A 12,854-nucleotide genomic window follows, 5' to 3' on the forward strand; every position below is an offset into this window, starting at 1 on the left:
CCGGTCAGTGAGCCGTACGCGAGGAAGCCGGGGACGAGGAGGAAGGAGTCGGGTCCGAGAGGGGCACGGCGAGCAGCGGAGCCCTGATCTCGGGGACCGCGGACCACGAGGTCAGAGCGACCGGAGTGGCCGCTTCGAGCGGACGTATCAACGGGGACATGGCGGCGGCTCCGGCCACCACCGGGGCGGTCAGCGCGTGGAACGCGTGGTGCTGTGCGGCGGACGGCACCCCTGGCAGCAGCGGGGCCGAGACCTCGGTCGGGGCGACCGGGGGGCGGCCGAGCATGCTCTCGCCGTGGACCTGCCCGAGCTGCGGGGCCGTCCGGCGGCGCTGCGACTCGGGTGTCGCGGCGCCGGTGCCCTGGGTGCGCATCGGGGTGACGTTGCTCCCCGTGCCCTGGCCGCCGCGGGCCTCCGTGTCGGCCGGGATGCCGGTGGTGACGCCGCCCAGCGCGATCGCCGCCAGGGACACGGCACCGGCGGCCACGAACGCGATGCGCAGCCGTGAGGAGGACCGGTCGCCGTCGTGCCGGCCCACGTCGTGCATGCGGAAGCCCCGCTCCGAGGGCAGACCCCGGTGGCCGGGCAGCGGACCGCCGGAGGGAAGGCCGGGGGTTCCACCCGGGGACGCGGGCACCACGGGCAGGTGGGACCGGGACGGGGCGTACCCGAATTCGAACCGCTCCTCGCGCTTCACACCGAAGGCCCCGGACGACCCGAACCGTCCGGACAGTCCTCCGGGCAGTCCTCCTCCGCCCGGCGGTGTGATCTCACCGTCCGGGCCGCCGCCCGCGGGTAGTCCCTGCAGGCGGGCCAGGAAACTCTCGGAGGGGGGCGGCGGGGCCGCCTCCGCGAAGACGTTCTTCAGCCGGCGCTGGGCGTCCACTTCCGCCTTGCACTTCGGGCAGGTGGCCACGTGCGCCAGTACGCGCTCACGCGCGTCATGACCGAGCTCTCCGTCCACCAGGGCGGAGAGCCGGTCTCCCAGATGCTGCTCTGCGAGGTGACCCTCGGAGGCTTTCGGCCGAGATCCGCTCACGCGCTCGCGCCCCCTCCTCCCAGGGCGGCAACCCGGGGCACGAAGGAGCGGCGCTCGGCGCGCGCCTCCGGGGAGCGGTGGGCGAGAGCCTTGCGCAGCTGGGAGCGTCCGCGGTGGATCCGGGAGCGGACCGTGCCGAGCTTGACGCCGAGGGTCGCCGCGATCTCCTCGTAGGACAGTCCTTCGATGTCGCACAGGACGACCGCGGCGCGGAACTCGGGGGCGAGGGTGTCGAGGGCCTGCTGGACGTCCGCGTCGAAGTGCGCGTCGTTGAAGATCTGCTGCGGCGTGGGCTCCTTGCTGGGCAGGCGCTCGGCCGCGTCCTCGCCGAGCGCGTCGAAGCGGATGCGCTGCTTGCGGCGGACCATGTCCAGGAAGAGGTTCGTGGTGATGCGGTGCAGCCAGCCCTCGAAGGTGCCCGGCGTGTAGGTCGACAGGGAGCGGAAGACGCGGACGAAGACCTCCTGCGTGAGGTCCTCCGCGTCGTGCTGGTTGCCGGTCAGACGGTAGGCGAGCCGGTAGACCCGGCCGCTGTGCGTGCTGACGATCTCCTCCCACGTGGGCGGAGTCCACGCCTGCCCGTCCGCGTCGGTGGTGAAGGTCGCGGTCTGGGCGAAGTCGGTGGCGTGACTGTGGTCAGCAGCGGTGTCGTTCACAGATGTCGGCCTGCCTGCCGGTCCGCGGAAGCGCCGGAACACTCCTCCGCGATCCACAGGCGCAGCCGCACCTCCCCTGTCAGCTCTGGTGGTGTCCAGTGGAGCCCCTACCATAGCCACCTCGCCCGTTAGGACCGGATAAGTGGTTTTACGAGAATTTGATCTGGGCTGATACGCCTCGTACTGCTGCGTCAGCCCTTGCTCGGCGTCCTGATCCACTGCCCGTCCCCCCGCCCCGGCCCACGCCGCTCGCTCATCTCTTTGAACGACCGGTCCCATCTGCGGGTTCCCGTGCCCAACGGATACAGTCACGCCCAGGCATTCACGGGGACAGGAGAGGGTCATTACCGGCAACCGGCAGACGAGCTGGGCGTTCGCCGACGCCTATGTCGCCGAGGACGAAACACTGCACTGGGCCCGGGACCGGGCCCGCGAGGCAGGGTTGCGCTCGGTGACGCCCGGCACGGGCGCCGCGCTGCGGTTGCTGGCCGCGTCGGTCGACGCCAAGGCCGTCGCGGAGATCGGGACCGGCTGCGGTGTCTCCGGGATCCACCTCCTGCACGGTATGCGGCCGGACGGTGTCCTGACGACCGTGGACCCCGAGCCGGAGCACCAGCAGTTCGCCCGTCAGGCCTTCCGCGCCTCCGGCTTCGCCAGCAACAGGGCCCGCTTCATCCCGGGCCGCGCCCTGGACGTGCTGCCCCGCCTCGCCGACGCCGGTTACGACCTGGTCTTCTGCGACGGTGACCGTCTGGAGGTCATGGACTACCTCGCCGAATCGTTGCGTCTGCTGCGCACCGGAGGGCTGGTCGTCTTCGAGGGAGCCTTCGCGAACGGCCGGACGGTGGACTCCGGCCCGCAGCCCACGGAGGTACTGCGGCTGCGGGAGCTGCTGCGCGCGGTGCGCGAGAGCCAGGAGCTGGTGCCGTCACTGCTGCCGGTGGGCGACGGGCTGCTGTGCGCGGTGAAACGCTAGCCGGGTCGCACGTTAGCCGGAGCGGGGGCCGGGGCAGGCGAGTGTCATCGGCCGGAAAAACAGCCGCCCCGGCACCGAGGTGATGCCGGGGCGACTGAAAGGGTATGGTCGCTTGCGCGTCAGCCGACGACCTTCTTGAGGGCGTCGCCGAGCGCGTCGGCCTCGTCCGGGGTCAGCTCGACGACGAGCCGACCGCCGCCTTCGAGCGGAACGCGCATGACGATGCCCCGCCCCTCCTTGGTCACCTCGAGCGGGCCATCACCCGTTCGCGGCTTCATGGCCGCCATGCTCGTTCCCCTTCCTGAAACCCAGCTCATCGTCAAAGCCGACGGCCCCTGAGAAGGGCACACGTGCGGTCCTTGTGGCAGGACACGCGACACCGGCATCGAACACATTGCTTCCAAGCCATTATCCCGCATCTCAGGACCCGATGACCAACATCGGTCGGCATCGCTTGGGCAACGCACGCGAGCAAAACCACTCAATTCGGCGATGAGACTGCAATACTCCGCCACCGCACACACTTCCTCCGAACCGATCCGGACGAGAATTGTTTGACGCAGGTCACACGTCCGGTCCGGTTACCGGCCCGCGATCTCCGTCATGCTGTCCTGCAGACCCGGGGCGTACCGGCCGGTACGTCCCCGTTCCGCGACCTGGAGGGGATACGCCATGGCCGACACCGTGCTCTACGAGGTGAGCGACGGGCTCGCGACGATCACGCTGAACCGCCCGGAGGCGATGAACGCGCTGAACGTGGAGACCAAGGTCGCCCTGCGGGAGGCGGTCGAGTCGGCGGCGGGCGACGGTGCCGTGCGGGCGGTCCTGCTGACCGCGGCCGGGGACCGGGCGTTCTGCGTCGGGCAGGACCTCAAGGAGCACATCGGGCTGCTGGTCCAGGACCGGGAGACCGGCTCGGGGCAGACCATGAGCACGGTCCGGGAGCACTACAACCCGATCGTGCGGGCGCTGGCGGGGGCGGCGAAGCCGGTCGTCGCCGCCGTGAACGGGGTGGCGGCCGGGGCGGGCTTCGGCTTCGCGCTCGCCGCGGACTACCGGATCGTGGCGGACTCCGCGGCGTTCAACACCTCGTTCGCCGGCGTGGCACTGACCGCCGACTCGGGGATCTCCTGGACGCTGCCGCGGGTGATCGGCCCGGGCCGCGCCGCCGATCTGCTGCTCTTCCCGCGCAGCATCGGCGCCCAGGAGGCGTACGAGCTGGGCATCGCCAACCGGCTGGTGCCGTCCGCCGAGCTGCGCGCGGAGGCCGAGAAGGTGGCGCGGGCGCTGGCCGAGGGGCCGACGGTGGCGTACGCGGCGCTGAAGGAGTCGGTGGCGTACGGGCTGACGCACTCCCTGGAGGAGGCCCTGGAGAAGGAGGACGAGCTCCAGACCCGGGCCGGCTCCTCCGAGGACCACGCGATCGCGGTGCAGGCTTTCGTGAACAAGGAGAAGCCGAAGTATCTGGGCCGGTGAGCTCGGGGGTTCAGCGCCGTCGGGAGCTGCGGGTTCTACGTGGTGGAGCGCGCAGTTACCCGCGCCCCTTTCGGGGCGCCCCTCGCCACGCACGCTTCCAAGTGATCGTCCACCAGGCCGCACGCCTGCATCAATGCGTACGCCGTCGTCGGGCCGACGAAGCGCAGGCCCCGCTTCTTCAGGGCCTTGGACAGGGCCGTCGACTCGGGGGTGACGGGCGGGACGTCCGAGAGGGTCTTCGGGACCGGGCGGCCGGCCGGGTCGGGGGCGTGGGACCAGATCAGTTCGTCCAGCTCGCCCGGGGCCCATTCGGCCAGCGCACGGGCGTTGGCGAGGGTCGCGTCGATCTTGGCCCGGTTGCGGATGATGCCCGCGTCGGCCAGGAGACGCCCGCGGTCCTCCTCGGTGAAGGCGGCCACCGACGCGATCTTGAAGTCGGCGAAGGCGGCGCGGAAGCCGGGCCGGCGGCGCAGGATGGTGATCCAGGACAGGCCGGACTGGAAGGCCTCCAGGCTGAGCCGCTCGAAGAGGGCGTCGTCGCCGTGGACGGTGCGGCCCCACTCCTCGTCGTGGTAGGCGACGTACTCCGGGGCGGACAGGGCCCAGGGGCAGCGCGGTGCGCCGTCCGGGCCGGCCAGGGCGGAGCCGTCGCTCACGGCCGGTCCTCCCGCTTCGGCTTGTCCATGGAGACATGGTTCTCCCCGGCCGGCGCCGGCCCGTGGGCGGCGGACGACCGGGCACCGGCGAGGGCGGACTCCAGGTCGGCGATGCGGGCGTCGCGCTCGGCGAGCTCGGCGCCCAGGCGGCTCAGGGCGTCGTCCACGTCGGCCATGCGGTAGCCGCGGGCGGCGAGTGGGAAGCGCAGGCTCTCGACGTCCGCGCGGTCGACCGGCCGGTCCGGGGGCAGCGGGTCCCGCAGCCGCTCGGGGGCGGCCTCGGGCAGCGGGCTGCTCTCACCGCCGCCCACCACGGCGAGCGTCACCGCGCCGACCACGACGGCGAGCGCGACGACCAGGAACAGGAACATAACCATCGCGGGGCCCCCACGGTCGGATGCATCGGACGCTGCGCACGTCCTCCGAGTCGGATGTTGTCAGGCTCCGATCGTGCCATGCGAGTCCGACCGTTAGGGTCGCAGGCGGCGGAAGACGGGACGTATCCAGGAAAGGTCACAGGGGATGCTCAGGCTGGGCAAGCGGGAATTCGGATCGCACGAGCCGGTGATCATGGCGATCGTGAACCGCACCCCGGACTCCTTCTACGACCGGGGCGCCACCTTCCGCGACGAGCCGGCCCTGGCGCGTGTGGAGCAGGCGGTGGCCGAGGGGGCCGCGATCATCGACATCGGCGGAGTCAAGGCCGGGCCGGGCGAGGAGGTCACGGCCGAGGAGGAGGCCCGGCGCACGGTCGGGTTCGTCGCGGAGGTGCGGCGGCGGTTCCCGGACGTGATCATCAGCGTGGACACCTGGCGGGCCGAGGTCGGCGAGGCCGTGTGCGAGGCCGGGGCCGATCTGCTGAACGACGCCTGGGGCGGGGTCGATCCGGGCCTGGCGGAGGTCGCCGCACGGTACCGGGTGGGGCTGGTGTGCACGCACGCGGGCGGGGCAGAGCCGAGGACGCGGCCGCACCGGATCGAGTACGACGACGTCATGGCGGACATCCTGGACGTGACGGTCGGCCTGGCCGAGCGGGCGCTCGCGCTGGGGGTGCCACGGGAGTCGATCATGATCGATCCGGGGCACGACTTCGGGAAGAACACCCGGCACAGCCTGGAGGCGACGCGGCGGCTGGACGAGATGGTGGCCACGGGGTGGCCTGTGCTGGTGTCGCTGTCCAACAAGGACTTCGTCGGGGAGACGCTGGACCGGCCCGTGAAGGAGCGGGTGGTGGGGACATTGGCGACGACGGCGGTGTCCGCGTGGCTGGGGGCGCAGGTGTACCGGGTGCACGAGGTCGCGGAGACGCGGCAGGTGCTGGAGATGGTGGCGGCGATCGCGGGGCATCGGGGTCCTGCCGTCGCCCGGCGGGGGTTGGCCTAGCCCTGGTACCAGGGGGCTCCGCCCCCTGGACCCCCGGGATCCATGCCCGCCCGCCGCCCGACACGGTCGGACAGGAGGCCGGGCTCGCAAAGCGCCTCAGCGCCCCGCCTCCTTCGACACCAGCGCCACCGCCTCGTCCACGTCGTCCGTCACGTGGAACAGCAGCAGGTCCTTCTCCGCCGCCTTGCCCTGGGCGATCACCGTGTCGCGGAGCCAGTCGACCAGGCCGCCCCAGTAGTCGCTGCCGAACAGGACGATCGGGAAGCGGGTGACCTTCTGGGTCTGGACGAGGGTGAGGGCCTCGAAGAGCTCGTCGAGGGTGCCGAGTCCGCCGGGCAGGACCACGAAGCCCTGGGCGTACTTGACGAACATCATCTTCCGGACGAAGAAGTAGCGGAAGTTCAGGCCGATGTCGACGTACGGGTTCAGGCCCTGTTCGAACGGCAGCTCGATGCCGAGGCCGACGGAGATGCCCTTCGCCTCCAGGGCGCCCTTGTTGGCCGCCTCCATCGCGCCCGGGCCGCCGCCCGTGATCACCGCGAAGCCCGCGTCGACCAGACCCTGCCCCAGCCGCACACCCGCTTCGTACTCGGGCGAGTCCGCCGGGGTCCGCGCCGAGCCGAAGACGCTGATCGCGGGCGGGAGTTCGGCGAGCGTGCCGAAGCCCTCGATGAACTCCGACTGGATGCGCAGCACGCGCCAGGGGTCGGTGTGGACCCAGTCGGAGGGGGCCCGCTCGTCCAGCAGCCGCTGGTCGGTGGTGCTGGCCTGCACCTGGTCCCGCCGCTGGAGGACCGGGCCAAGGCGCTTCTCCTCCGGCGGCTGCTTCTTCCCCTCGGGGTTGCCGGTCGCCATGTGCGCTCCCTCCGTGGTGCCTGTCTTTCCACCTCAGCGTAGATCTACGCGGGTTACGAACGAGGGACGTGAGCATGTCCGCGATGGAGCGGCGTAAACCCGAGGGGCGTCCGGCGGGCTCAGGCGGTCAGCCAGTTCCGCAGCCGCTCCTCGCCCGCGAGGATCTTGGCGACCTCCACGCGCTCGTCCCGCTTGTGCGCCAAGTGGGGGTTGCCCGGGCCGTAGTTGACCGCGGGCACACCGAGCGCCGAGAAGCGGGAGACGTCCGTCCAGCCGTACTTCGGCATCGGGGTGCCGCCGACGGCCTCGATGAACGCCTTCGCCGCCGGGTGGGACAGTCCGGGCATCGCCGCGCCGCTGTGGTCGACGACCTCGAACTCCTCCACCCCGCAGTCCGCGAAGACCTCCCGGACGTGCGCGACAGCCTCCTCGGGCGTGCGGTCGGGCGCGTAGCGGAAGTTGACGGTGACGACGCACTCGTCGGGGATCACGTTGCCGGCCACTCCCCCGCTGATGCCGACCGCGTTCAGGCCTTCGCGGTACTCCAGGCCGTCGATGACCGGCCAGCGGGGTTCATAGGCGGCCAGCCGGGCGAGGATCGGGGACGCGGCGTGGATCGCGTTGGAGCCCATCCAGCCGCGCGCGGAGTGGGCCCGCTCGCCGGTGGTCTTCAGAAGGACCCGCAGCGTGCCCTGGCAGCCGCCCTCGACCTGGCCGTCCGACGGCTCCAGAAGCACCGCGAAGTCGCCCTCCAGCCATTCGGGGTGCGTCTCGGAGACGTGCTTGAGGCCGTTCAGCTCGGCTGCGACCTCCTCGTTGTCGTAGAAGACGAAGGTCAGGTCGCGGTTGGGGGCCGGGACCGTGGCCGCGATGCGCAGCTGCACGGCGACACCCGACTTCATGTCACAGGTGCCGCAGCCCCACAGGACGCCGTCCTCGTCGAGCCGGGAGGGGACGTTGTCCGCGATCGGCACGGTGTCGATGTGCCCGGCCAGGATCACCCGCTCCGAGCGGCCGAGGTTCGTGCGGGCCACGACGTTGTTGCCGTACCGGTCGACCGTCAGATGGGGCAGAGCGCGCAGCGCGGTCTCGATCGCGTCGGCGAGGGGCTTCTCGGTGCCGCTCTCGGAGCGGAAGTCGACGAGCCGGGCGGTGAGCTCCGCGGCGTCCAGCGTGAGGTCAAGCGAGGTGTCGGCCATGCCGTCGACCCTAACGCGCCAGGCCCCGGCCGCACTCTTCCCACCTGGCTCATGTCACTGCGTACTCTCCAGTACCTTGTACGGCGTGCCAGAGTCGTCCTCCCCCAAGCGTCGTGGCCGCCTCTTCCGATGCGGAGCCGCGTTCGTGGCCCTGCTCGCGGTCGCCGGTTACCTCGTCGTGCAGTACGTCACCGGGGGCTCGGGCGGGCCGGGCTGCAAGGTGGTCTCCGGCAAGGGCGACGGGGCGTCGTACGAGTTCACGCCCGAGCAGGCGGTGAACGCGGCGACGATCACCGCCGTCGGGACCGGGCGCGGTCTGCCCGAGCGGGCCGTGACCATCGCCCTGGCGACCGCGCTGCAGGAATCGGCCCTGCGCAACATCAGGCACGGCGACCGTGACTCCCTCGGCCTGTTCCAGCAGCGGCCCTCGCAGGGCTGGGGAACGCCGAAGGAGATCATGGACCCGACGTACTCGGCCGGTGAGTTCTACGACCATCTGGTCAAGGTGCCCGGCTACACCCGGCTGCCGCTCACCGTCGCGGCGCAGCGCGTGCAGCGCAGCGGCTTCCCGCAGGCCTACGCCAAGCACGAGCCGGACGCAGCGCTGCTGGCCGCGGCCCTCACCGGGCAGTCCGCGGCCACGCTGACCTGCGACGGCCGCCCGGCCGCGACCCGGGCATCGGGCCCGGACGGGGTGCGTGCCGCACTCGTGCGCGACTTCGGGCGGGACGTTCTGGACCCGGCCGGCGCCGAGGTGGACGGTACGTCGGGGGGCACGCCCACACCGTCCCCGAGCGCCACGGACGGGAGCGGCGGGCGGACCGTGACACTGCCGGTGAGCGCGGACGCCCCCTCGGCGGCCGGGCGGGGCCCGGGCCTGCGCGGCTGGCAGCTGGCGCACTGGGCCGTGGCCAACGCCTCCGAGCTGCACATCGCGCGCGTCACCTACGCGGGGCGGGAGTGGGTGGCGGGGAACACCGCCAGCCAGTGGCGCACCATCGCGCGGAAGGGCACCGCGGGTGCGGAACGCACCGCGGACGCCGTCCGTATTGTCACGATGCGCTAGATCGCGCAGGGGTACGGGAACTCACCCTTGGGCGTTATCCGTGCGGCCCCGCACGGAGGGCGTGGCCAGGTTTTCGCCCCCTCCCCCGAAAACTCCCGAAAACCCTTGGGCGCACAGGGCCGGAAGGGGCGCGGCGGGCTTTCCGGCGGAGGCCTTTTCGCCCGTTTGTCCGCAGCCGATTATGCGACGCATTACCAACTCTTTACGTTCCGGCGCCGCAACCTTCGTGGGTTTCGAGCGGTAGTCACTGCGTCCGAGCCCGGGGTCGATCACAGCCAGTCGATCAACGCCCGGTGCCGGTCGGACACTTCACGAACCTCTGTTCTCTCCCGTTGAAGGAGCACCATGTCCCTCCCCCTGACCCGCCGTATCGCCCGTGCCGCGCTGATCGTCGCTGCGGGAGCGGCTGCCGGGGTCGGTGCGGCCGGCTCCGCCAGTGCGGCCCCCGAGCTGCCGGCCGCCCCGAACCTCGGCGGGCTGACCGCCCTGGACACGGCGAACGCCGGCAAGACCGTCGACACCGCGACGACGGACGTCTCCAAGACCGCGGGTGACACCGGCGGCAAGGCCGTCAAGAAGGCGGTGCCGACCGCGGGCAAGCTCAGCGGCAAGGCGGTCAAGAAGGCCACGCCCGTCGCGCAGAAGGCGGCCGGTGAGGCGGCGGGCACCGCCGGGAAGCTCGTCGGTGAGGCAGCCGGTTCGACCAAGGGCGGTCTGCCGACGGACTCCCTCGCGAAGGGCGGCCCGGGCGCCCTGCCGACGAAGGGCCTGCCGGTCGGCTGACGCCGAGCCCTCTGTCCGAGGCCTGAGGGGCCCGGGGAAGCTTCCCCGGGCCCCTCAGGCATGTGCTCACCGCGGCACCGGCTACAGGCGCCGTACCGCCGCCGCGACCCTCTCGTCCGACGCCGTCAGCGCCACCCGGACGAACTCGGCGCCGGCCGGACCGTAGAAGTCGCCGGGGGCCACGAGGATGCCCCGCTTGGCCAGGTGGTCGACCGTGTCCCAGCAGGATTCGCCCCGGGTGGCCCACAGGTAGAGGCTGGCCTCGCTGTGCTCGATGCGGAAGCCGTGGGTGACCAGGGCCTCGCGCAGCAGCTCACGGCGGGAGGCGTAGCGCTCGCGCTGGACCCGGACGTGGTCGTCGTCGCCGAGCGCCGCGATCACCGCCGCCTGGGTCGGAGCCGACGTCATCATGCCGCCGTGCTTGCGGATCTCCAGCAGCGGGCCGAGGACCGCCGGGTCGCCGGCCAGGAAGGCGGCGCGGTAGCCGGCGAGATTCGAGCGCTTGGAGAGCGAGTGGACGGCGACGATGCCCTCGTGGGAACCGCCGTTGACGTCCGGGTGCAGGACCGAGACCGGGTCGGCCTCCCAGCCCAGCTCCAGGTAGCACTCGTCCGAGAAGAGCAGGATGCCGTGCGAGCGGGCCCAGGCCACGATCCGGGTCAGCTCCTCCTTGGCGAGGACCTTGCCCGTGGGGTTCGACGGGGAGTTCAGCCAGAGCAGCTTCAGGCCCTCGGGATCGAGCTCCGTCGGGTCGTCGTAGACCTCGTACGCGGCACGCGCGAGCCGGGCGCCGACCTCGTACGTCGGGTAGGCCAGGCGCGGGAAGGCCACCCGGTCGCCGGGGCCGAGGCCCAGCTGGGTCGGGAGCCAGGCGACGAGTTCCTTGGAGCCGACGATCGGCAGCACATGGCGGTGGGTGACGTCCCGGGCGCCGAGGCGGCGCTCCACCCATCCGGTGATCGCGTCGCGCAGCTCGGGCGTGCCCCAGACGGTCGGGTAGCCAGGCGAGTCGGCGGCGGCCACCAGCGCTTTCTGGATCAGCTCGGGCACCGGGTCGACGGGGGTGCCGACGGACAGGTCGACGATGCCGTCCGGATGGGCGGCAGCCGTGGCCTTGTACGGGGTCAGCTTGTCCCAGGGGAAGGTGGGCAGGCGGTCGGAGACTGCGGACACGGGTTCTGGCTCACTTTCTGGTACGTACGAGCCGGTGACGGCAAACGCCTCGGCCCCGTACGGCGATCAACGGGTGATCGGGCCGTACGGGACCGAGGCGGCACGCAAGTGCGGGCCGCTCCTACTGGTTCTGCGGCGGCAGCGCGGCGACGAAGGGGTGGTCGCGCTCGATCAGCCCCAGCTTGCTGGCGCCGCCCGGCGAGCCGAGCTCGTCGAAGAACTCGACGTTCGCCTTGTAGTAGTCCTTCCACTCCTCGGGAGTGTCGTCCTCGTAGAAGATCGCCTCGACCGGGCAGACCGGTTCACAGGCACCACAGTCGACGCATTCGTCCGGGTGGATGTACAAGGACCGCTGGCCCTCGTAGATGCAGTCGACCGGGCACTCCTCGATGCACGCCTTGTCCTTGACGTCGACACAAGGCTGCGCGATGACGTAGGTCACGCTGTCGTTCCTCCTCGATAGGGCGCTGGCGGGCCTCCTCAGGCTCCGCCGCCTGGCGCGCGGGAGCGCGGCGTCGTCGATGCCCGCCCCTAGTATCTCCGTTCCTGGGCATGATCCGAACAGGAGGGGTGAACTGACCTGTGGAAATCTCTGCCGCCGGGCGACTCGAGGTCCGTATCACGCCTGCTGACGTGGGCAAACGGGTCTCCGTGCGGAGCTTGATCGAACATCCGGTTCCGGTGGAGAAGTTCACCGACACGGTCGGTGTTCTCACATCATGGGACAACGGTGTGCTGCTCATCACACGCAGGAGTGGCGAGAGCGTCCGTATCGCGGAATCGGCGCTGGTCGCGGGGAAGACCGTGCCCTCCGCACCGGCGCGTCGCCGTGGCCCGGCCGCCTCCTACGAGGAGCTGGCCCGGGTCGCCGCGCGGGCCTGGCGGCCGGTGGAGAGCGAACGGCTCGGCGAGTGGGAGCTGCGGGCCGCGTCGGGGTTCACCCGGCGGGCCAACTCGGTGCTGCCACTGGGCGAGCCGGGCGTGCCGCTCGACGAGGCGCTCGGTGCCGTGCGGCGCTGGTACGGCGAGCGCGGACTGCCGGCCTACGTCCAGACCGCGACCGGCGCCGAGGGCACGCAGGAGCTGCTCTGCGCCGAGCTGGAGCGGCGGGGCTGGGTGCGGGAGGTGACCGCCGAGCTGTGGACCGGGCCGCTGGCGCCGGTCGCCGACCGGGGGGACACTGCGGGGGTCGTCCTGTCCCGGGAGGCCGATGAGGCCTGGCTGGGCCGGTACCAGCGCAAGGGCGTGAGCGAGGTGGCGTTGCGGGTGCTGCGGAGCGGGTCCTCCGTGTGGTTCGCGAGCGTGCCCGGGCCGGCGGGGCCGGCCGCCATCGGGCGGTGTGTCGTCGACGGGCGGTGGGCCGGGTTCGCCGCCGTCGAGGTAGATCCGGCGCTGCGGCGGCAGGGTCTCGCCACGGCCGTGATGGCCGCGCTGGCCCGCCGGGCGCTCGACGAGGGCGCGTCGGCCGCGTGGCTCCAGGTCGAGGCCGGCAACGCCGGAGCGCGGGCGCTGTACGCCCCCATGGGCCTCGAAGTGCACCACGCCTACCACCACTACCGGGCGCCGGACGCCGGCGGCACCGGCCGGTAGAC

At 71.9% G+C, this 12,854-nt stretch carries 15 protein-coding genes; 6 read left to right on the forward strand and 9 right to left on the reverse strand.

Translation table 11 applies throughout. From position 1 onward, the window contains the following. Positions 1 to 4: 4 nt before the first annotated feature. Positions 5 to 1,039 (reverse strand): anti-sigma factor family protein, encoded by a 1,035-nt coding sequence (locus ADK65_RS19965; RefSeq protein WP_053671673.1) that lies wholly within the window; start codon positions 1,037 to 1,039, stop codon positions 5 to 7. Further along, positions 1,036 to 1,809 (reverse strand): RNA polymerase sigma factor SigE, encoded by a 774-nt coding sequence (sigE, locus tag ADK65_RS19970; RefSeq protein WP_234352917.1) that lies wholly within the window; start codon positions 1,807 to 1,809, stop codon positions 1,036 to 1,038. The genes ADK65_RS19965 and sigE overlap by 4 nt, the downstream gene beginning before the upstream one ends. 163 nt (positions 1,810 to 1,972) lie before the next feature. Between sigE and ADK65_RS19975 the strand changes: the two genes are divergently transcribed. Further along, positions 1,973 to 2,671 carry an O-methyltransferase gene (locus ADK65_RS19975; RefSeq protein WP_324614290.1) on the forward strand — a complete coding sequence of 233 codons (699 nt, stop codon included), beginning with the start codon at positions 1,973 to 1,975 and terminating at the stop codon, positions 2,669 to 2,671. Between the two features lie 119 nt (positions 2,672 to 2,790). Here ADK65_RS19975 and ADK65_RS37270 read toward each other — a convergent pair whose 3' ends face one another. Then, a complete protein-coding gene (locus tag ADK65_RS37270; RefSeq protein ID WP_003966491.1) occupies positions 2,791 to 2,958 on the reverse strand; it encodes a DUF3117 domain-containing protein in 168 nt (55 codons plus the stop codon). Positions 2,959 to 3,343: 385 nt separating this feature from the next. Between ADK65_RS37270 and ADK65_RS19980 the strand changes: the two genes are divergently transcribed. After that, positions 3,344 to 4,147 (forward strand): enoyl-CoA hydratase/isomerase family protein, encoded by an 804-nt coding sequence (locus ADK65_RS19980; protein WP_053671675.1) that lies wholly within the window; start codon positions 3,344 to 3,346, stop codon positions 4,145 to 4,147. A gap of 35 nt (positions 4,148 to 4,182) precedes the next feature. Here the strand turns inward: ADK65_RS19980 and ADK65_RS19985 are convergent, their stop codons facing one another. Both ADK65_RS19985 and ADK65_RS19990 read right to left on the reverse strand, forming a co-directional pair. Further along, entirely contained in the window at positions 4,183 to 4,803 is a 621-nt protein-coding gene (locus ADK65_RS19985) for a DNA-3-methyladenine glycosylase I (protein WP_053671676.1), read from the reverse strand. Further along, positions 4,800 to 5,180 (reverse strand): DivIVA domain-containing protein, encoded by a 381-nt coding sequence (locus tag ADK65_RS19990; RefSeq protein WP_053671677.1) that lies wholly within the window; start codon positions 5,178 to 5,180, stop codon positions 4,800 to 4,802. The genes ADK65_RS19985 and ADK65_RS19990 overlap by 4 nt, the downstream gene beginning before the upstream one ends. A 145-nt stretch (positions 5,181 to 5,325) precedes the next feature. On the opposite strand from ADK65_RS19990, the gene folP reads away from it, so the two are divergent. After that, a complete protein-coding gene (gene folP / locus ADK65_RS19995; RefSeq protein WP_053671678.1) occupies positions 5,326 to 6,186 on the forward strand; it encodes a dihydropteroate synthase in 861 nt (286 codons plus the stop codon). A gap of 96 nt (positions 6,187 to 6,282) precedes the next feature. Here folP and ADK65_RS20000 read toward each other — a convergent pair whose 3' ends face one another. Continuing rightward, positions 6,283 to 7,041 carry a TIGR00730 family Rossman fold protein gene (locus ADK65_RS20000; protein ID WP_053671679.1) on the reverse strand — a complete coding sequence of 253 codons (759 nt, stop codon included), beginning with the start codon at positions 7,039 to 7,041 and terminating at the stop codon, positions 6,283 to 6,285. 119 nt (positions 7,042 to 7,160) lie between these two features. After that, positions 7,161 to 8,240 carry a succinyl-diaminopimelate desuccinylase gene (gene dapE, locus ADK65_RS20005; protein WP_053671680.1) on the reverse strand — a complete coding sequence of 360 codons (1,080 nt, stop codon included), beginning with the start codon at positions 8,238 to 8,240 and terminating at the stop codon, positions 7,161 to 7,163. Positions 8,241 to 8,325: 85 nt separating this feature from the next. On the opposite strand from dapE, the gene ADK65_RS20010 reads away from it, so the two are divergent. Next, entirely contained in the window at positions 8,326 to 9,306 is a 981-nt protein-coding gene (locus ADK65_RS20010; protein WP_078956061.1) for a heavy metal transporter, read from the forward strand. A gap of 345 nt (positions 9,307 to 9,651) precedes the next feature. Then, complete coding sequence (locus ADK65_RS20015; protein WP_053671682.1) at positions 9,652 to 10,089, forward strand: hypothetical protein; 438 nt, start codon at positions 9,652 to 9,654, stop codon at positions 10,087 to 10,089. Between the two features lie 81 nt (positions 10,090 to 10,170). Here the strand turns inward: ADK65_RS20015 and ADK65_RS20020 are convergent, their stop codons facing one another. Both ADK65_RS20020 and fdxA read right to left on the reverse strand, forming a co-directional pair. Further along, positions 10,171 to 11,262: a bifunctional succinyldiaminopimelate transaminase/glutamate-prephenate aminotransferase gene (locus ADK65_RS20020; protein ID WP_053671683.1), complete on the reverse strand. Its 1,092-nt coding sequence runs from the start codon at positions 11,260 to 11,262 to the stop codon at positions 10,171 to 10,173. Positions 11,263 to 11,383: 121 nt separating this feature from the next. Then, positions 11,384 to 11,704, reverse strand: a complete 321-nt coding sequence (fdxA, locus tag ADK65_RS20025) for a ferredoxin (RefSeq protein ID WP_003973842.1) — start codon at positions 11,702 to 11,704, stop codon at positions 11,384 to 11,386. Between the two features lie 140 nt (positions 11,705 to 11,844). Between fdxA and ADK65_RS20030 the strand changes: the two genes are divergently transcribed. Then, positions 11,845 to 12,852, forward strand: coding sequence for a GNAT family N-acetyltransferase (locus ADK65_RS20030; RefSeq protein ID WP_053671684.1), 1,008 nt, complete (start codon positions 11,845 to 11,847; stop codon positions 12,850 to 12,852). The last annotated feature ends 2 nt before the right edge of the window (positions 12,853 to 12,854 follow it).

Origin of the sequence: Streptomyces sp. NRRL B-1140 (assembly GCF_001280065.1) — a bacterium.
Classification (GTDB): Bacteria; Actinomycetota; Actinomycetes; order Streptomycetales; family Streptomycetaceae; genus Streptomyces.

Bases quoted from the DNA above. Each gene is read 5' to 3' on its own strand.
- sigE (WP_234352917.1), bottom strand. From the start codon at position 1,809: ATGGTAGGGGCTCCACTGGACACCACCAGAGCTGACAGGGGAGGTGCG.
- ADK65_RS37270 (WP_003966491.1), bottom strand. From the start codon at position 2,958: ATGGCGGCCATGAAGCCGCGAACGGGTGATGGCCCGCTCGAGGTGACC.
- ADK65_RS19980 (WP_053671675.1), top strand. From the start codon at position 3,344: ATGGCCGACACCGTGCTCTACGAGGTGAGCGACGGGCTCGCGACGATC.
- ADK65_RS19990 (WP_053671677.1), bottom strand. From the start codon at position 5,180: ATGGTTATGTTCCTGTTCCTGGTCGTCGCGCTCGCCGTCGTGGTCGGC.
- folP (WP_053671678.1), top strand. From the start codon at position 5,326: ATGCTCAGGCTGGGCAAGCGGGAATTCGGATCGCACGAGCCGGTGATC.
- ADK65_RS20000 (WP_053671679.1), bottom strand. From the start codon at position 7,041: ATGGCGACCGGCAACCCCGAGGGGAAGAAGCAGCCGCCGGAGGAGAAG.
- dapE (WP_053671680.1), bottom strand. From the start codon at position 8,240: ATGGCCGACACCTCGCTTGACCTCACGCTGGACGCCGCGGAGCTCACC.
- ADK65_RS20015 (WP_053671682.1), top strand. From the start codon at position 9,652: ATGTCCCTCCCCCTGACCCGCCGTATCGCCCGTGCCGCGCTGATCGTC.